The 16,896-nt window shown below is 67.0% G+C and carries 17 protein-coding genes and 1 pseudogene; 6 read left to right on the top strand and 12 right to left on the bottom strand.

All coding sequences use genetic code 11. The features are described from left to right. Nucleotides 1–174: 174 nt before the first annotated feature. Complete coding sequence (locus tag ABD810_RS04895; RefSeq protein ID WP_344934703.1) at nt 175–987, bottom strand: DUF1206 domain-containing protein; 813 nt, start codon at nt 985–987, stop codon at nt 175–177. A gap of 316 nt (nt 988–1,303) precedes the next feature. Between ABD810_RS04895 and ABD810_RS04890 the strand changes: the two are divergent. Further along, a pseudogene (locus tag ABD810_RS04890) lies at nt 1,304–1,452 on the top strand (IS5/IS1182 family transposase); the annotation flags it as partial. A gap of 30 nt (nt 1,453–1,482) precedes the next feature. On the opposite strand, the gene ABD810_RS04885 reads toward ABD810_RS04890, so the two are convergent. Continuing rightward, complete coding sequence (locus ABD810_RS04885) at nt 1,483–2,343, bottom strand: helix-turn-helix domain-containing protein (RefSeq protein WP_344934701.1); 861 nt, start codon at nt 2,341–2,343, stop codon at nt 1,483–1,485. 170 nt (nt 2,344–2,513) lie between these two features. Here ABD810_RS04885 and ABD810_RS04880 point away from each other — a divergent pair, with 170 nt between their 5' ends. After that, nucleotides 2,514–3,371, top strand: coding sequence for an SDR family NAD(P)-dependent oxidoreductase (locus ABD810_RS04880; protein WP_344934698.1), 858 nt, complete (start codon nt 2,514–2,516; stop codon nt 3,369–3,371). 3 nt (nt 3,372–3,374) lie between these two features. On the opposite strand, the gene ABD810_RS04875 is transcribed toward ABD810_RS04880, so the two are convergent. Continuing rightward, nucleotides 3,375–3,500, bottom strand: a complete 126-nt coding sequence (locus tag ABD810_RS04875) for a hypothetical protein (protein ID WP_344934695.1) — start codon at nt 3,498–3,500, stop codon at nt 3,375–3,377. Nucleotides 3,501–3,931: 431 nt separating this feature from the next. On the opposite strand from ABD810_RS04875, the gene ABD810_RS04870 reads away from it, so the two are divergent. The 3 genes from ABD810_RS04870 (at nt 3,932) to ABD810_RS04855 (ending at nt 7,127) form a co-directional block, all read left to right on the top strand. Continuing rightward, nucleotides 3,932–4,753: a 5'-nucleotidase C-terminal domain-containing protein gene (locus tag ABD810_RS04870; protein ID WP_344934693.1), complete on the top strand. Its 822-nt coding sequence runs from the start codon at nt 3,932–3,934 to the stop codon at nt 4,751–4,753. A 474-nt stretch (nt 4,754–5,227) separates the two neighbouring features. Beyond that, on the top strand, nt 5,228–6,307 hold the full coding sequence (locus tag ABD810_RS04860) for a hypothetical protein (protein WP_344934691.1): 1,080 nt from the start codon (nt 5,228–5,230) through the stop codon (nt 6,305–6,307). Next, nucleotides 6,300–7,127 carry a hypothetical protein gene (locus ABD810_RS04855; protein WP_344934689.1) on the top strand — a complete coding sequence of 276 codons (828 nt, stop codon included), beginning with the start codon at nt 6,300–6,302 and terminating at the stop codon, nt 7,125–7,127. Before ABD810_RS04860 ends, ABD810_RS04855 begins: the two co-directional genes overlap by 8 nt. A 175-nt stretch (nt 7,128–7,302) precedes the next feature. Here ABD810_RS04855 and ABD810_RS04850 read toward each other — a convergent pair whose 3' ends face one another. The 5 genes from ABD810_RS04850 to msrA all read right to left on the bottom strand — a co-directional run bounded on the left by ABD810_RS04850 (nt 7,303) and on the right by msrA (nt 9,808). Continuing rightward, nucleotides 7,303–7,821 (bottom strand): type II toxin-antitoxin system RelE family toxin, encoded by a 519-nt coding sequence (locus ABD810_RS04850; protein WP_344934687.1) that lies wholly within the window; start codon nt 7,819–7,821, stop codon nt 7,303–7,305. Between the two features lie 2 nt (nt 7,822–7,823). Then, nucleotides 7,824–8,216, bottom strand: a complete 393-nt coding sequence (locus tag ABD810_RS04845; protein WP_344934685.1) for a type II toxin-antitoxin system Phd/YefM family antitoxin — start codon at nt 8,214–8,216, stop codon at nt 7,824–7,826. A 138-nt stretch (nt 8,217–8,354) separates the two neighbouring features. Next, nucleotides 8,355–8,642 (bottom strand): type II toxin-antitoxin system VapC family toxin, encoded by a 288-nt coding sequence (locus tag ABD810_RS04840; protein ID WP_344934683.1) that lies wholly within the window; start codon nt 8,640–8,642, stop codon nt 8,355–8,357. A gap of 124 nt (nt 8,643–8,766) precedes the next feature. Beyond that, nucleotides 8,767–8,964, bottom strand: a complete 198-nt coding sequence (locus ABD810_RS04835; protein ID WP_344934681.1) for a hypothetical protein — start codon at nt 8,962–8,964, stop codon at nt 8,767–8,769. A gap of 181 nt (nt 8,965–9,145) precedes the next feature. Continuing rightward, a complete protein-coding gene (gene msrA / locus ABD810_RS04830) occupies nt 9,146–9,808 on the bottom strand; it encodes a peptide-methionine (S)-S-oxide reductase MsrA (protein ID WP_344934679.1) in 663 nt (220 codons plus the stop codon). A 138-nt stretch (nt 9,809–9,946) separates the two neighbouring features. On the opposite strand from msrA, the gene rarD reads away from it, so the two are divergent. Continuing rightward, nucleotides 9,947–10,864 carry an EamA family transporter RarD gene (rarD, locus tag ABD810_RS04825; protein WP_344934676.1) on the top strand — a complete coding sequence of 306 codons (918 nt, stop codon included), beginning with the start codon at nt 9,947–9,949 and terminating at the stop codon, nt 10,862–10,864. 31 nt (nt 10,865–10,895) lie between these two features. Here the strand turns inward: rarD and ABD810_RS04820 are convergent, their stop codons facing one another. The 4 genes from ABD810_RS04820 to nuoL are packed head-to-tail and all read right to left on the bottom strand — an operon-like array spanning nt 10,896 to nt 16,896. After that, complete coding sequence (locus tag ABD810_RS04820) at nt 10,896–11,891, bottom strand: polyprenyl synthetase family protein (RefSeq protein WP_344934673.1); 996 nt, start codon at nt 11,889–11,891, stop codon at nt 10,896–10,898. Nucleotides 11,892–11,903: 12 nt separating this feature from the next. Further along, nucleotides 11,904–13,463 carry an NADH-quinone oxidoreductase subunit NuoN gene (nuoN, locus tag ABD810_RS04815; protein WP_344934670.1) on the bottom strand — a complete coding sequence of 520 codons (1,560 nt, stop codon included), beginning with the start codon at nt 13,461–13,463 and terminating at the stop codon, nt 11,904–11,906. After that, nucleotides 13,460–14,989: an NADH-quinone oxidoreductase subunit M gene (locus tag ABD810_RS04810; protein WP_344934667.1), complete on the bottom strand. Its 1,530-nt coding sequence runs from the start codon at nt 14,987–14,989 to the stop codon at nt 13,460–13,462. Before ABD810_RS04810 ends, nuoN begins: the two co-directional genes overlap by 4 nt. Next, nucleotides 14,989–16,896 carry an NADH-quinone oxidoreductase subunit L gene (gene nuoL, locus ABD810_RS04805; RefSeq protein WP_425566850.1) on the bottom strand — a complete coding sequence of 636 codons (1,908 nt, stop codon included), beginning with the start codon at nt 16,894–16,896 and terminating at the stop codon, nt 14,989–14,991. Before nuoL ends, ABD810_RS04810 begins: the two co-directional genes overlap by 1 nt.

Here is a 16,896-nt window from a genome sequence, read left to right as displayed (position 1 = left end):
CGGTGACGGAGATCTGGCACCAGCGCCGGTGACGGAGATCTGCCACCTGCTCTCCGATCCGGTTCGCCGCGGCAGTTCCACTCTCGCGCCCGCTGGCCCAAGAGCGAAGGAGCCATGGTCGCGGCGGTGTCCCGGTGAGCATGGAGCCGGACTGAGCGTGGGGCGCGATTCGGCTTACACCCGGTGCCAGCGAGCCTCCGCGAAGCAGTAAACGGCGAACAGCATCAAGCCGATCGCGGTCACGACGAGCAGCCATGGACCGATCGGGGTGTCGGCGAGCGACTTGAGCGCGCCGTCGATGCCGACCGCCTTGTCGGGGTCGTAGGTGAGGGCCGCCTGGCCGATCAACGCGCCAGCGGCGAGAGCGATGACGCCGCGGGCGACATAGCCGACCTTGCCGATGCGAACCACGAGACCGTGGGCGCGCGGCTCGGCCACATGCATGTCCCGCATGAACTTCCCGGTCCACCCCTCGTGAATCCAGGACACGCCGAAGCCGATCAAGACGAGCGCTATCAGGGCGACCAGGAACTGGCCACCGGGCAGGTCGAACAGCGCCTCGGCGGCATCCTGCGATTGGCTGTCGGTCGAGGAGGCGGCCTTGTTCTGGGTGAGCAGGGCCACCATCGAGTACACAAGGGCGGTGTAGACGGCGGCCTTGGCGACGGACTCGACGCGGTAATGGACCTCGGGCCGGCCCCAGATGGCCTCGGAGATGTGCCAGATCGTCAGCGCGGCCAGGCCGACGGCCATGACCCACAGCACGATGTCACCCAGAGGCGCGTCGCGCACGATGTGGATTGCGCTGCTCTTATCGGCTTCCCCCTTTCTGCCGAAGGCGATCTGGAGCGCGACCAGCCCGATGATCGCGTACAGGACGCCGCGGGCGGCGAATCCGATTTTGGCGAGCTTCCCCAGGACGGGGTGGTCGGCCATTCGCCGGGCCGCACCCTCCAGCCGCTGGCCGGCCTGATTAGCGGTCGTCATCGAGGTTCCTCTCGGATGGCAGATCGATCTGGCTGCTGACCGGGACCAGGTCGGTCAAACGTGCATGTTCGTACCCACCTCCCGCTATATGAACAATCTCCTGGCCAGTGGCCCTGACACTGCCAGCTCAGCCACAGCTCCAGGGAAAGTCCTCAGCGGGGCCACATCCACGATCGCCAATCGGGGTGGCAACGAACGAGACCCCCGGACAGCCCCAAGGCCGTACGAGAGTCCTTGGAGCGTCCTGGCAGACGGTGCACCGCCGGTTCGCCAAGTGAGCGCCGCCCGAGTCTGGGCCAAGCTGTACCGGATCCTGCTGGACGAGCTCGGCTCGCGAGGAGAGTTGGACTGGTCGCGGTGCGCGATCGACTCCGTGAGCGTCCGAGCAGCAAAAGGGGGGACCTGACAGGTCCGAATCCTGTCGATCGCGGCAAGAGTGGGTCGAAGATCCACCTCATCACCGAGCGGGGCACCCGATCACCCGCACGAGCCGCGCTAGGCCGGGAGATTCGCGGTCGGCTGGGTCCAGGTGGCGAGAAGGTGCATGGCCTCGCGCGACGGTGAGCCGGGCGCCGTCGTGTAGATGTACAGAGCCTGCTCACCGTCACCGGGAAAGGTGAGCGTCTCGTAGTCGACGGTGAGCTCCCCGACGATCGGATGGTCGAGCCGCTTGGCGCCGAAGGTCCGCTGGTGGACGTGATGCTCGGACCACCACTGCCGGAACTCGGGGCTCGCGAGGGAGAGCTCTCCGACGAGCTTGTGGGTCTCGGGGTCATCCGGTGTCCGCCCGGCGTCGAGGCGGAGGCTCTCCACGGCGTTGCGCGCCTGCTGCTCCCAGTCGAGGAACAGCGCCCGCGCCTCCTCGGAGAGGAGCATCCAGCGGGCGTAGTTGCGTTCGCGGGCGGGCAGACGCTCGAAATCGGTGAACAGTGCCCGCGCCATGCGGTTGGCCGCGAGGACATCGGTGCGACGTCCGAGGACGAGCGCGGGCTGCGTCTCGAGCGTGTCGAGAAGCTGGTAGAGGCCGGGACGGACGCGCTGCACGGTCGTACGCGCCCGCGGGCGGGGCGCACCGGCGGCGGCCGCGAGGTCGCGCAGGTGGGTGCGGCCGGCCTCGTCGAGGTCCAGTGCCCGGGCGATCGCGTCGAGCACCTGGGCGGAGGGGATGATGCGACGGCCCTGCTCCAGCCGGGTGTAGTAGTCGGTGGAGACGCCCGCCAACAGCGCGATTTCTTCGCGGCGGAGGCCCGTCACCCGGCGGACGCGGCCGTCGGCGGGCAGGCCGGCGCGTTCCGGGTCGCGCGCGGCTCGGGCGCGGCGCAGGAAGTCCGCGAGTTCCCGGTGTGGGTCGGTCATCTGCTCATGTTCCCAAACGCTGGTGCCGGGCGCCTGGGTCGCCGAGTCCTAGGTTCCCGCTGACCAGGAACGCCCGGGCCAGATATGAGCCCTGGGAGGGGGCCTGCCGGACCCGAGCATGGATCTGCCGGCCTGAACCGGCGGCAGGTCTAAGGAAAGCAGGAGGAGACATGGCCTACCCCACCAGCGGCCCTGCGACGTGGTTCGTCACGGGCGCGTCGCGAGGACTCGGCCTCGAACTGGTCACCCGGCTGCTGCGGCGCGGCGACAACGTCGCCGCGACGACGCGCTCGGTCGACCGCCTCACCACCGCACTCGACGGGACGGACACGAGCCGGCTGCTGCCGCTCGAGCTGAACCTCGCCGACGAGGCGCGGGTGCGGGCGGCCGTCGCCGCGACGGAGGACCGCTTCGGCGGCCTCGATGTCGTCGTCAACAACGCGGGCTACGGCTTCCTCGCCGCGGTCGAGGAAGTCACCGACGCCGAGGCGCGCGCGATGTTCGATGTGCAGATCTTCGGCGTGTGGAACGTGCTGCGCGCCGTGCTGCCCGGCTTCCGCGAGAACCGCGGCGGCCACGTCATCAACATCTCGTCCATCCTGGGTCTGACGTCCTTCCCCGGCTGGGGCCTGTACTGCGCGGGCAAGTACGCGCTCGAGGGCCTGACCGAATCCCTCGCCGCCGAGGTCGCCGACTTCGGCGTCAAGGTCAACCTGATCGAGCCCGGCTACATGCGTACGGATTTCCTCACGCCGCAGTCGCTCGGCCTGCCGAGCACCACGGTCGACGCCTACCCCGGCATCCGCGAGATGACCGAGGCGCACAAGGTGATGCCCGGCACCCAGCTCGGCGATCCCGCCAAGGCCGCGACCGCGATCATCACCGTGGCGACCACCGGAACCGCACCGCTGCACCAGATCCTCGGCTCGGACTCGCTCGGCTTCGCCGACGCCCGGATCGAGACCCTCAAGTCGGACATCGACGCGGCGCGCGCGCTGGCGGTCACGACCGACATCCCGCGGAGCTGACGCTCAGGGAGTGTCGCCGGGGGAGGGATCGGTCAGGCGCTGTTCGAAGACCTGACCGATCCAGCCGCCGACGTCGAACCTCTCCGTGGGGGTGAAACCCTGGTGCCGGTAGTACCCCGGCACACCCACGCCACCTGACCGCTCCCAGCCATCACCGGATATACGCCCCACTCGACCTCAGCCCGCCGCTTCTGCTTGTCCTGGGACGTACAGGAACGGTGCGATGGATTTGGTCGGAGCGTCGGTAGCCATGGCCGGTTTCTCTCGTGAACGTTCCACCCATTCGGCGCGCGGAATTGTCGGTCGGCGTCGCTAGTCTCTGCTCGTCCTTGTCGTCATCGACAGATGGGAAGACTGTGGGATTACCCAGTAGGGTGGGGCGTCGGATCGGAGGGCTGGCGGGCGTCGCGGTCCTGGCGTGCGGTGCTTTCGTTCCCGCCGCGCAAGCCGCACCCCGGCGATCCTTTTCCACTACGGCCTCCGCCCCACTCGCATCGGCCGAAAATCCGGTGCAGAAAATCACCCTTTCATTCGAGCGGACCACTGCGACGAAGTGCCCGGTGACCTTCAAGGTCTACGGGACCTTCGAAGGGCTCCCTCCGGGCCTGCAACTCATCCAATATCGCATCGTCGGCACCGAGCAATGGAAGAACCTCAAATCCCCCACCAAGCACAACGGCAGCTTCACCGCCCTGCTGGCGACGCTCGACTGGGAATGGGACTTCGAGACACCGACATCAGGCCAGACGTCGGTCCAGATCGAGCTCAGGCAGCCCGACGGTCTCATGTCCAATACGCTCTACTACTTCGAGTGCGGCATGGCCGACGCAGACGACACCTTCGGCGAGACCTCCGAGCCCATCGTTCGGACGCCCAGCGGCGGCCCGTTGGCCGAACTGGTCGCCGATGCCAACCTCGACGCGGTTCAGGCCCGGTCGGGCGCGGAGGCCGCCCTGGTCAGCAGGTACGGATTCCACCTGGACCTCGACGCGGGCCCGGTCACCTACGAGGAGGTGTTCGCGACGCTTCCGGCCGGGTTGGCGGTGGACGTGTGGGCGATCACCGGCGCCGCGCTGAAGTCCGTCCTCGCCCACCCGAATGCGCAGGGCTGGGTGCTCACGCCGTCGTCATCGCTCCGCTACACGCTGGAGGGCGGCGTTGTCACCGAGATGACGTTGAACGGCGTTCCGGTGACCAACGACCAGGTCATCAGAGTCGCGGCCAACTACATCCTGGTGGGCGGCCACGAAGGTTTCCCCCGATGGCCCGGAGCCACCGGCGTCTATCGCGGTGGCCCGGACGACAGAGGGGCCTTGGCCACCTATCTGGTGAAGAACTCGCCAGTCAGCGCACCGGCCGGCGACCGGGTCACCGTCCGATGAGCATCACGTGAACGAGCTGATCGCCGGGCGGAATCCGTTCCGCCCGGCGATCAGTGAACTGAGCCGGATGGATGATCGGCGCCGTCCTGGCGGGCGCCCCTGGCTCCCGCTCCCCGGGCGGCGGTGACCCTTCCGGGAGTAGCGAGGGCCATTTCCCGGCGGAGCACATGACAACGGAGCACACTCCGATGCGGGTACGGCCCGTGTTCCGGTGGGTCAGGCTTCGCCGGTGGTGAGGCCGACGGGGCAGGCGACGCCGGTGCCGCCGATGCCGCAGTAGCCGTTCGGGACTTCGTGCAAGTACTGCTGGTGGTAGCACTTCGCTTCAGGCAGCAACTGGCGACCAAGGGTCCCGGAGGCACCGCCCCCATGGCGGAGCGTCAACACGACCGGCGTAGCGTTCGGGAAATACCGGCTCTCCACGCGCGACGGAGGTAAGGTGTTTGCCGAACACCTAGAGGGACTGGAGACCTGATGGAGGCGAGGCCACAGCCTCGGACCGAGACTGAAGTTCTGGCGGCCGGGATGGCTGTGCTCGACGACCGGTTGCCCACTGGGTGGAACATCCAATCTCTCAGCCACAGAGTTCACGATGCCGGCTTCGACGCGCTCTGGAGGGTGACTGCACCGGACGGAACCTCGGCCGTGCTGATAGTCGAATCCAAGCACGTGGTCGAAAGACGCGACACCGCCACGCTGCTTCATCAGCTAGACGCTTACGCGGCAGAGATTCCTGGCAGCCGCGGGGTTGTGGTCTCCAGATACCTCTCGCCGCCCGTGCGTAAGCGACTCTCTGATGCTGGCCTGTCCTACGTAGACGCGACAGGAAACATACACCTGAGCGTGCCGCGGCCCGGTCTATACATAGGGGACCGGGGGGCTGACCGCGACCCGTGGCGCGGTCCCGGAAGACCACGCGGAACATTGAAGGGCGCTCCCGCGGCTAAGGTCGTGCGAACGCTGTTGGACTACGGCAAATCGTGGGCGATCCGCGAACTGGTCGATGTCGCCGGTGTTTCCACTGGGTCGGTTTATCGAGTGATCGAGTTCTTGGAGACCGAGAATCTAGCGACGCGGAGCAGTTCAGGCGCAGTTATCGTGCCCGACTGGGTTGCGCTGCTGAGGCGCTGGAGCGAGGACTACGGGTTTGTGCGGAACAGTCACGTCACACGCTGGATAGCGCCACGAGGTCTCTCGAGCCTTGTACAGCAGGCGTCAGGCAGTCGTGTTGAGTACGCCGTGACCGGGACCTTGGCCGCTGCCAACTGGGCACCCTATGCGCCGACTCGCTCCGCAATGATCTACACGGCGGATGCCGGGCATGCTGCGCAACTCTGGGATCTTCGCCCTGCTGATGCTGGAGCCAATGTGATGTTGGCCGAGCCTGAGACCGACGTCGTCTTCACTCGCACCCTGGCCGACGCTTCTGGCCTCACAATCGCCGCACCATCCCAGGTCGCGGTCGACTTGATGACGGGTCCTGGACGCAGCCCTTCCGAAGCCGAAGAACTCATCGAATGGATGACACTGAATGAATCCTCCTGGCGTGGATAGTAACGACATCCTCGTCCGTTCTCGATCTGCGCTCCTTGATGCTATGGCTGCGCTGGATGCTCATCGCGACGCTGTGATCGTGATCGGCGCACAAGCGATCTACCTTCGCACTGCAGGAAGCCCTGTCGCGCTGGCTGAAACGACGAAGGATAGTGATCTTGCACTCGACCCAAGAGTGCTGGAAGACGAACCACTTCTCGAGGAGTCCATGATGCGCGCGGGGTTCTACCGTGACCCTATCGATGGACAGCCTGGCGCATGGCTGAATGCCGAAGGCATCCCCGTGGACCTTATGGTCCCCGAAGCTCTCGCAGGACCAGGTTCCAAGAACACACGAGGAGCCCGTATCCCGCCGCATGATCGCCGTGCTACCCGTCGTGCCCGGGGTCTCGAAGCCGCCGTCATCGACAACACGTTCATGGACGTCGCCGCCCTTGACCAGGACGACGCCCGTACATACCGAGTTAGAGTTGCCGGACCTGCCGCCCTGCTGGTGGCCAAGCTCCACAAGATCGGCGAACGAGTTTCTGCTCTTCACCGGCTGAACGACAAGGACGCGCACGATGCGTACCGCATTTTGATCTACGCCGACACCGCCGAACTAGCCGCCACTTTCAGCGTCCTTCGTCGCGAGCCCATCAGCACTGAAGTCACGAATGAGGCCATCGAATTTCTGCGCACACTGTTCGCGATCGGTCCAGATGCGCTCGGCGCGAGGATGGCCGGACGCACAGAAGAGGGAATCGGCGAACCCGAAACGGTTGCCTTGGCGACATCCCTCCTCGCCGCTGATCTTTTGCGAGCCTTGGAACTCAACTGAACCATTCCACTGAGGGAGGTCTCTCGATCCGCTGACTACTCCTTAGACGCGTCAGCCCGCGGGGCACCAGGCCGATGGGTCACCTAGCTTGACGTTGGTGCCACCGATGCCGCAGTGGCCCAGCATCGAATGGCTCCCGGCGTACGCATTCCAGCCCGTGAGGGACCACGACGGGCTAACGCTGCCCCGAGCGGAACTCCGTCCATAGATCGACGGCTTTCTCCAGATCGAGTGCCGCCACTTCCTCACGGGCTATGCCTGCCGTGTAGATCAACCGATCGGCGAGCCAGTCAGGAACCGGCTCTCGCACAGATGTCTTTTCGACATGGATGTGATCGGTCAGGGTTCCCAGCCGGTCGATGACCTCGCCAAGGCGGACGACATCGGGGCGCGAGCCGCCGGCCTCTCGGACTCGCGCCTTGGCTTCGGCATAGACCTCAGCGTCGGCCCTTTCTCCGACAGCCCAGATCTCGCAGATCTCAACCGCCTTGTCGTCAGTGATCCGGTAGACGACCCGCCAGGTGTTCCGGCCGACGACAAGCTTGCGGAATCCGGTCAGCTCCCCGCCGAGCGGGTAGCCGGCCTCGGGGTTCTCCAGCAGCAGGAGGATCTTTTTCAGAACCTTGGGTACGGCATCCGGACCGATCCTGCGAAGATCATCAACGGCCGGGTCGGTGAATACGACCTCGGACACCGCTACTCGTCGTCATCCGGGAGCGCGGCCAGCGACTCACGGGTATGCCCGAAAGCGGAAAGGACGTCGTCGATCGACGTCCGCCGCCCACTGTCGGTCGCCGCCCGTACAAGAACGAGCGCAAGGTCACGCAGATCGGCCGCGGCCTCCTCCAACTCGTTGAGACGCCGCATGCTCACGACGGCTGCGACCGGCTGATGCCGACGGGTCACCACCAGATCCGTCCCCTGCTCCGCGTCAGACACCAGACGAGCCACCCCGCGCTGGGCGGCCTCGGTGACCGTGAGCTCGGTCGCATCATGGAGAACAGTCATGCAGAAAATATATAGAGAACTATACAGAACGGCAAGCGCCGGACCGGAGGTGTCGATTGCCGAGCCACTCGGACGGGTCACCTAGCTTGACGTTGGTGCCGCCGATGCCGCAGTAGCCGTTCGGGTTCTTGTAGAGGTACTGCTGGTGGTAGTCCTCTCACCAGCGCAATAGAACGGCACTGGCGATCATTCGAGGTCGAGAGTGTTCGAGGACGTGTGCTAGAGCCGTTCGGGCAGCAAGGTGAGGGCGCCGGTGTGTCGTGGGCGGACGACAGTGAAGTGGCGACGATCGAGGGTGGCTACCTCAGCGATGCCCAATCGTTCGGCGACAGCGATCACGGAGGCGTCCACGGCACCGAGAGGAAGACTTGCGTAAGCCTCGACCAGGGTGCTCATACGCACGAGATCCTCATCGGTCAGATCGATCAAGGTCAGGCCTGACTCGAAGGACTGCAGGAACGCCGCCTCGGCTTTGCTTCCCTGCCGCTTTTCGACAAGCTGGCACACCTGGTTACCACAGTCACAGGAACGAGCAGAGGTCCCGGATGAGTCCGGAGGAGGCGAGCACAGGTCTCATGGTGCTTGTCTCGGCTGTTCACCGCGGCGACCAGCGGGCCTGAGTCAATGACGATCACAAAGAGTGATTGTCCTCCGCCCGCAGGATCTCCTCAGAGCGTTCCGCGAAATCCGGCTCTGCCTCCAGCAATCCGATGAACGGCAGGTCACGATCGACAGGCCGCTCTTCGAGCTGACCTCGGTCGAGACGAAGGAGGGGAGCTACCTTCTCCTCAGGCAACTGGTCCACCAGATGATGAAGCTCCTCACGCATCACGCTCATACATCAAGTGTAGGCAGACCGTTCCCTCTGCGCTGTCCCCATCCGGTCTCGGCGGGGTGCGGGGCGGAGCGCCAATGGGACAGTCCCAGCGGAGCGAGGGCCATTTCCGAGCGGAGCCGTACGCATGGCTGCGGGCCGCACCCGGATGGGGTGCGGCCCGCAGTTCGGTCGGTCAGGCCTCGCCGGTGGTCAGGCCGATCGGACACGCGACGCCCGTGCCGCCGATGCCGCAGTAGCCGTTGGGGTTCTTGTACAGGTACTGCTGGTGGTAGTCCTCGGCGAAGTAGAACGTCGGGGCCGCGGTGATTTCTGTGGTGATGGGGTCGTGGCCGGCGGCGGTGAGGACCTGCTGGTAGGCGTCGCGGGACGCCCGAGCGGACTTCTCCTGCGCGGGGCCGTGGGTGAAGATGGCCGAGCGGTACTGCGTGCCGACGTCGTTGCCTTGGCGCATGCCCTGGGTGGGGTCGTGCTCCTCCCAGAAGACCTTCAGGAGCTCCTCGTACGACACCCGGCTGGGGTCGTAGACGACACGGACCGCCTCGGTGTGGCCGGTCAGGCCGCTGCACACTTCCTCGTACGTCGGGTTCGGGGTGTGACCGCCCTGGTATCCGACCGAAGTGGAGATCACGCCCGGGGTCTGCCAGAACTTCCGCTCGGCGCCCCAGAAGCAGCCGAGGCCGAACTCGGCGATCTCGGTCCCCTGCGGGTACGGCGGGGCGAGGGGGGCGCCCAGCACCGCGTGCCGCTCGGGCACCGGCATCGTCGCCGTACGTCCGGGGAGCGCCTCCGCCGGGGTAACCATCGAAGTCTTGTTGTGGCCGAAGAGCCAGCCCATCGCGCACCTCCGTCAGTCGGTCTTGCAGACAGCCCAACCACGGGCACGACCGCATTGTTCCTTAAGTAAGCATCACTTAACAGTCCGCTTAGGGTTGCTTATTTGTGGTAAAGCTGTCAAGCCGCAAAAATGGGCTCCATGTCGGAATCGCGCCGTGGTGTCCTGTATGGCATTGCCGCCTATGCCATGTGGGGACTCTTCCCCCTCTACTGGCCGCTGCTCAGGCCCTCCGGAGCGGTGGAGATCCTCGCCCATCGCATGGTCTGGTCGCTGGTGGCGGTCATCGCGGTGCTCGCCGTACGGCGCCACTGGTCCTGGTTCCGCGAGCTCGCCAGGCAGCCGAGGAAGCTTCTCCTGCTCACCCTGGCCGCCGTCGTCGTTTCGGTGAACTGGGGCGTCTACATCTACGCCGTGAACACGGGTCATGTGGTCGAGAGCGCGCTTGGGTACTTCATCAACCCCCTTGTGAGCGTGCTGTTCGGTGTGATGATCTTCCGGGAGCGGTTGCGCCGGTGGCAGTGGGTGGCCGTCGGTCTCGGCGCCCTGGCGGTCGTCGTCCTCACCGCGGACTACGGCCGGCCGCCGTGGATCGCGCTCGTCCTCGCGGTGAGCTTCGGCACGTACGGCCTGATCAAGAAGTCCGCCAACGTCGGCGCGGCCGAGAGCCTGACGGTGGAGACCCTCGTGCTGCTGCTTCCCGCGCTGGGGTACCTGGCGTTCCTGCAGGCCCAGGGGACGGCCACCTTCGGTAGCGCGGGCCTCGGCCATGCCACGCTGCTCGCGGGGGCCGGCGTGGTGACCGCGATCCCGCTCATGTGCTTCACCGCCGCCGCGATCCGCGTCCCGCTCACGGTGATCGGACTGCTGCAGTACATCGCACCCATTCTGCAGTTCCTCTGTGGCGTGCTCGTGGTTCACGAGACCATGCCGCCCAGCCGCTGGGCCGGTTTCGCGATCATCTGGCTGGCCCTCGCCGTCTTCAGCTGGGACGGGCTCCGCAACGCCCGCACGGTGCGGCGCGCGGCCGGCGCGGCACCCGCGCTCGAAACCGTCTGATCGACACTGCCGGACGCCGTCTGGTCCAAGGTCAGCCCGAACGGTCGGCCACGTAGTCGCAGAGGGCCAGCAGCGCCGCGCGGGCGGGGATGTCGGGCAGCGCCGCGAGGTCGGTGCGCGCCCGCTCGACCCAGGACATCAGCTCCGCCCGGGCGCGGACCATCGCCGAGTTGCCCCGCAGCAACTCCACGGCCTCCTCGACGTCGTCGGCCGCCACGGGACCCGAGAGCAGTTCCCGCAGCCGGGCGTCCTCCGGCGCCGTGGACTGCAGCACGTAGAGCACGGGCAGGGTGCGGATGCCCTCGCGCAGGTCGGTGCCGGGGGTCTTGCCGCTCTCCCCCGCCGACGAGGCGACGTCCAGCAGGTCGTCCCCGAGCTGCCAGGCCACGCCGATCGCCTCACAGGCGCTGGTGAGACGGGCGACGATCTCGGTGGGCGCGCCGGCGAGCAGGGCCCCGAACCGGCCGGAGGTGGCGATCAGCGAGCCGGTCTTGTCGGCCAGCACCTCGATGTAGTGGGTGACGGCGTCCACTCCGGGCCGCGGGCCGATCGTCTCGCGGATCTGGCCGCGTACGAGCCGGGAGAACGTCTGCGCCTGGATGCGCACCAGTTCGGGCCCGAGGTCGGCGAGGATCTCGGAGGCCTGGGCGAACAGGTAGTCGCCGGTCAGGATGGCGACCGTGTTGTCCCACCGGGCGTTGGCGGACGGCGAGCCCCGGCGCACGTGGGCCTCGTCCATGACGTCGTCGTGGTACAGCGTCGCGAGGTGGGTGAGCTCGATGACGACCGCCCCCGGCACGATGCCGGGGGCGCTGAAGTCACCGAAGTGCGACGCCAGGAGCACGATCATCGCGCGGAAGCGCTTGCCCCCCGCCTCGATGAGGTGCTTGGACGCCTCCGCGACGAAGGCGTCCTCGCTGTCGGCTGAGGAGCGGAGCAGCTTCTCGACGGCGTCGAGGCCGCCGGCGATATCCGCTGCCAGCCCTTCGTCGATGAAAGGCAGGTCGACTACGGGCGGCGCGGCCATGAACCATTACTCCTAACGGACGAACAGCGACTGCGCAGCCGTGTGCGCGAGGTCGAGCACCGGCTGTGGGAAGATCCCGAGCACTACCGTAGCCGCCGCCGAAAGCGTGACCACAGCCGCGGTACCCATGCTGGGGACGGCGATGGTCGGGCCTTCGGGCGCCGGGTCGCTGAAGAACATCAGGACGATCACGCGGACATAGAAGAACGCCGCCATCGCCGAGGTGACCACACCCACGATGACCAGCGCGACGGCGCCCCCGGAGACCGCCGCGGAGAACACGGCGTACTTGCCGAAGAAGCCGGACGTCAGCGGGATGCCCGCGAAGGCGAGCAGGAACAGCGCGAAGATGCCCGCGAGGACGGGTGACCGCTTACCGAGGCCCGCCCAGCGGGACAGGTGCCCGGCCTCGCCACCGGGGTCCCGGATCATCGTGACGACCGCGAACGCGCCGACCGTGGCGAAACCGTAGGCCACCAGGTAGAACAGGATGCCCGCGAGCGCACCGGCGTTCTGCGCCTCCTTGCCGGTGGCGACCACGGCGGTGAGCAGGAAGCCGGTGTGGGCGATCGAGGAGTAGGCCAGCATGCGCTTGATGTCGGTCTGCGTGATCGCGAGGATCGCGCCGACGACCATCGTGAGGATGGCGACGGCCCACAGCACCCGGATCCACTCGGTGTCGAGGTTGCCGAGCGCGACCCAGAAGACCCGCAGCAGCGCGCCGAACGCGGCGATCAGCGTGCCGGAGGCCATCAGCGCGGTGATCGGGGTCGGCGAGCCCTGGTACACGTCCGGCTTCCAGGCCTGGAACGGAGCCGCGCCGATCTTGAACAGCAGGCCGACGCCCAGCATCCCGGCGCCCATGAACAGCAGGCTGTCCTGGCCGCCCACGGTGGCGAGGGCCTTCTCGATGGCCGCGAGGTCGACCGATCCGGCGAAGCCGTACAGAAGGGCCGTGCCGTACAGGAAGAACGCGGAGGAGAAGGCGCCGAGCAGGAAGTACTTCATCGCCGCCTCCTGCGAGAGCAGGCGGCGTCGGCGGGCCAGCCCGCACAGCAGGTACAGCGGCAGCGACATGACCTCGAGGGCCACGAACATGATGAGCAGGTCGTTCGAGGCGGGGAAGAGCATCATGCCGCCGACGGCGAACAGCACCAGCGGGTAGATCTCGGTGTGGGCACCGCCCTCGGAGATCGCCTGGTCCTCCTCGGCGCTGCCGGGCACCGCCGCGGCCTGCGCGACGAACTGGTCGTCGTCGTTGATCAGCAGCACGCTGATGATCGCCATCAGCAGGATGGCGCCCCAGATGAACAGGGACGGCCCGTCGACGGCGACGGCGCCCATGGCCGCGGCGTTGCGGACCCCCTGGAAGCCTTCCCAGACGGTCAGCGCGAACGCCCCGGCCATGGACAGCACCGTGACCGGCATCTGGATCGACTTGCGCAGGTAGCGCGGCGTGAACGCCTCGACGAGAACACCGACGATCGCCGCACCGAAGACGAGGAGCATCGGCGCGAGCTGGCCGTATTCGATCGTCGGAGCCGGAATAGGCGCGGCGGCGAGGAGGCTCACTGGCCTGCCCCCTTCTTCTCAGCGGTCGCGGGTACGGCGGGGACGAACGGTGGCGCCTGCACGCTGGTGAGGGTCTGCTCCACCGCCGGGTTGATCACGTCGAGCAGCGGCTTGGGGAAGAACCCGAAGCCGATGAGCAGCGCGATGAGCGGGGCCACCACGAATTTCTCGCGCAGGTTCAGGTCGGGCATCCCCTTGACCTTCTCCGCCGTCGGGCCGTTCATCATCCGCTGGTACATCCACAGGATGTAGACGGCCGCGAGGACCATGCCCGAGAGGGCGATGACGGTCGGGACGATATACCGCTCGTACGTGCCGATCAGGACGAGGAACTCGCTCACGAACGTCGACAGACCCGGCAGGGACAGCGACGACAGCCCGGCGACCAGGAAGGTGCCGGCCAGCACGGGGGCGACCTTCTGCACGCCTCCGTAGTCCGCGATGAACTGCGAGCCGCGGCGGTTGATCAGGAATCCGGCGAGCAGGAACAGCGCGCCGGTCGAGAACCCGTGGTTGACCATGTACAGCGTGGCACCGGCCCCGGCATCCGAGGTCATGGCGAACACGCCCATGGTGATGAAGCCGAAGTGCGAGATCGACGTGTAGGCGATGAGCCGCTTCATGTCGGTCTGCCCGATGGCCACGATCGCGCCGTACACGATGCCGATCACGCTGAGCGTGATCACCAACGGTGTGAAGAACTTCGCGGCGTCCGGGAAGAGCTCCAGGCAGAAGCGCAGCATGCCGTACGTGCCGACCTTGTCCAGCACGCCGACGAGCAGCACGGCCGCTCCGGCGGGCGCCTGGGCGGCGGCGTCGGGCAGCCAGGTGTGGAACGGCCACAGCGGCGCCTTCACCGCGAACGCGATGAAGAAGCCGAGGAACAGCCACTTCTGCGTGGTCGGGTCCTTGATCACGCCGATCAGCTCGGGCTGCATGAAGGTGCCCTTGCCGGCGACGGTGTAGAGCGCGATCACGGCCACCAGCATCAGCAGGCCGCCGAACAGCGAGTACAGCAGGAACTTCACGGCCGCGTAGGACCGCTGCGCTCCGCCGTACGACCCGATCATGAAGTACATCGGGATCAGCATCGCTTCGAAGAAGACGTAGAAGAGGAAGATGTCGGTCGCCGCGAAGACGCCGATCATCATCGCTTCGAGCACCAGGATCAGCGCGAAGTACGTCTTGACCGACCGCTTGGCCTCGGGCCGGTCGGCGTCGTGCCAGGAGGCCAGCACGACGATCGGCACCAGCACCACCGCCAGTGCGACCAGCACCAGCGCGATGCCGTCGAGGGCGACCGCGTAGTGCACGCCGAACGCCGGGATCCAGTCGTAGACCTCGCTGAACTGGTCACGAGGCCCGGACGGGTCGAACTGGAACGCCATGACCAGCGTGAGCGCCAGCACGACGAGCGAGACCGCGAGCGTGAGCTGCTTGGCGAGCTTGTCGTTGCCCTTGGGCACCGCCGAGACCGCCAGCGCGCCCACCACGGGCACGCCCATCAGGATTGAGAGCCAGGGCATCACAGGTTCCCTACGACGAACCATGCGCCGACCAGCAGGGCGGCACCGAAGAATATCGACAAGGCGTACGACCGGACGAAGCCGGTCTGGACGCGGCGCAGACGGCCGGATGTGCCGCCGATCGTGGCCGCCAGCCCGTTGACCAGGCCGTCGACGCCGCGGTTGTCGAAGAACACCGCGAGCCGGGTCAGCCACTGTCCGGGACGCATGAACAGCGCCTCGTTCAGGGCGTCGCCGTACAGGTCACGACGGGCGAACACGGTGAGGAAGGATCCGCGCGGCGCGACCGCCGGGACCTCGGACCTGCCGTAACGCATCCAGGCATAGGCGACGCCGACCGCCACCAGCGCCAGGGTCGCAAGACCCGGGACGCTGAAGGGGTGGAAGCTCGGCAGTTCCTCGGGGAGGCCGACCGCCGGCGCGAGGTACTTCATGAAGCGGTTGTCCACGACGAGGAACGCGCCGCCGAAGACCGAGCCGATCGACAGGATGATCAGCGGCCAGGTCATCACGCTCGGCGACTCGTGCGGGTGGGCGTCCTTGTCCCACCGGCGCGTGCCGTGGAAGGTCATGAAGAACATCCGCGACATGTAGAAGCCGGTGATGCCCGCGCCGATCACGGCGAGCCAGCCGAGGATGGCGTTGTGCTCCATCGCGGTCTCGATGATGCCGTCCTTGGTCCAGTAACCGGACAGCAGCGGGAAGCCGATGATCGCGAGGTAGCCGAGCCCGAAGGTGATCCACGTGATCTTCATGACGGAGGCCAGGCCTCCGTACTTGCGCATGTCGACCTCGTCGTTCATCGCGTGCATGACCGAGCCGGCGCCGAGGAACATGGAGGCCTTGAAGAAGCCGTGCGCGATCAGGTGGGCGATGGCGAAGGCGTAGCCGACCGGGCCGAGGCCGGCGGCGAGCATCATGTAGCCGATCTGCGACATCGTCGAGCCCGCGAGGCCCTTCTTGATGTCGTCCTTGGCGGTACCGATGATCGCACCGGCGAGCAGCGTGGCCACGCCGACGATCGTCACGACGAGTTGCGCGGTCGGAGCCCCCTCGAAGATCGCGCCGGAGCGGACCACGAGGTAGACGCCGGCGGTGACCATGGTCGCCGCGTGGATGAGGGCCGAGACCGGGGTCGGGCCCTCCATCGCGTCCAGGAGCCAGGACTGCAGCGGGAGCTGGGCCGACTTGCCGCACGCGCCGAGGAGCAGCGCGAGGCCGATCAACGTCAGCGTGCCCTGCGACGCCTGCGAGGCGTGGGAGAACACCGGGCCGAACGCCACGGTGCCGAACGTCGTGAAGATCACGAAGATGCCGAGCGCGAGGCCCATGTCGCCGACGCGGTTGACGACGAAGGCCTTCTTGGCCGCCGCGGCGGCGGACGGCTTGTGCTGCCAGAAGCCGATCAGCAGGTAGGACGCGAGACCGACGCCTTCCCAGCCGATGTACAGGCCGAGGTAGTTGTCGGCCAGGACCAGCAGGAGCATCGCCGCGATGAACAGGTTCAGGTAGGCGAAGAACCGCCGGCGGTCGGGGTCGTGCGACATGTAGCCGATCGAGTAGATGTGGATCAGCGTTCCGACACCGGTGATCAGCAGCGCGAACGAGATCGACAGCGGATCGAGCAGCAGCCCCATCTTGACGTCGAGCGAGCCGGACGGGAGGAAGTCGTACAGCTCCACCAGCCGCCGGCGCTGGCCGGCCCCGAGGCCGAGCATCTCGAAGAAGACGAGCACCGCGACCACGAACGACGCCAGCGACATGGCGACGCCGAGGTAGTGGCCCCAGCGGTCGGTTCGGCGGCCGCCCAGCAGCAGGATCGCGGCGCCCACCAGGGGCAGGACGATCGTCAGCCAGGAGACGCCGATCACTCCACCGGAGTGCTGGACGATCTCAGCGGGTTCCAC

Source organism: Sphaerisporangium flaviroseum, assembly GCF_039537005.1.
In the GTDB taxonomy this organism is placed as follows: domain Bacteria; phylum Actinomycetota; class Actinomycetes; order Streptosporangiales; family Streptosporangiaceae; genus Sphaerisporangium; species Sphaerisporangium flaviroseum.
The sequence above is the reverse complement of the archived record's forward strand: the minus strand, read 5'-3'. Positions and strand labels throughout refer to the sequence as shown.

Bases quoted from the DNA above. Each gene is read 5' to 3' on its own strand.
- msrA (WP_344934679.1), bottom strand. From the start codon at position 9,808: ATGGGCTGGCTCTTCGGCCACAACAAGACTTCGATGGTTACCCCGGCG.
- ABD810_RS04820 (WP_344934673.1), bottom strand. From the start codon at position 11,891: ATGGCCGCGCCGCCCGTAGTCGACCTGCCTTTCATCGACGAAGGGCTG.
- ABD810_RS04860 (WP_344934691.1), top strand. From the start codon at position 5,228: ATGGAGGCGAGGCCACAGCCTCGGACCGAGACTGAAGTTCTGGCGGCC.
- ABD810_RS04895 (WP_344934703.1), bottom strand. From the start codon at position 987: ATGACGACCGCTAATCAGGCCGGCCAGCGGCTGGAGGGTGCGGCCCGG.
- ABD810_RS04810 (WP_344934667.1), bottom strand. From the start codon at position 14,989: ATGCCCTGGCTCTCAATCCTGATGGGCGTGCCCGTGGTGGGCGCGCTG.
- rarD (WP_344934676.1), top strand. From the start codon at position 9,947: ATGTCGGAATCGCGCCGTGGTGTCCTGTATGGCATTGCCGCCTATGCC.
- ABD810_RS04885 (WP_344934701.1), bottom strand. From the start codon at position 2,343: ATGACCGACCCACACCGGGAACTCGCGGACTTCCTGCGCCGCGCCCGA.
- ABD810_RS04880 (WP_344934698.1), top strand. From the start codon at position 2,514: ATGGCCTACCCCACCAGCGGCCCTGCGACGTGGTTCGTCACGGGCGCG.
- ABD810_RS04835 (WP_344934681.1), bottom strand. From the start codon at position 8,964: ATGCGTGAGGAGCTTCATCATCTGGTGGACCAGTTGCCTGAGGAGAAG.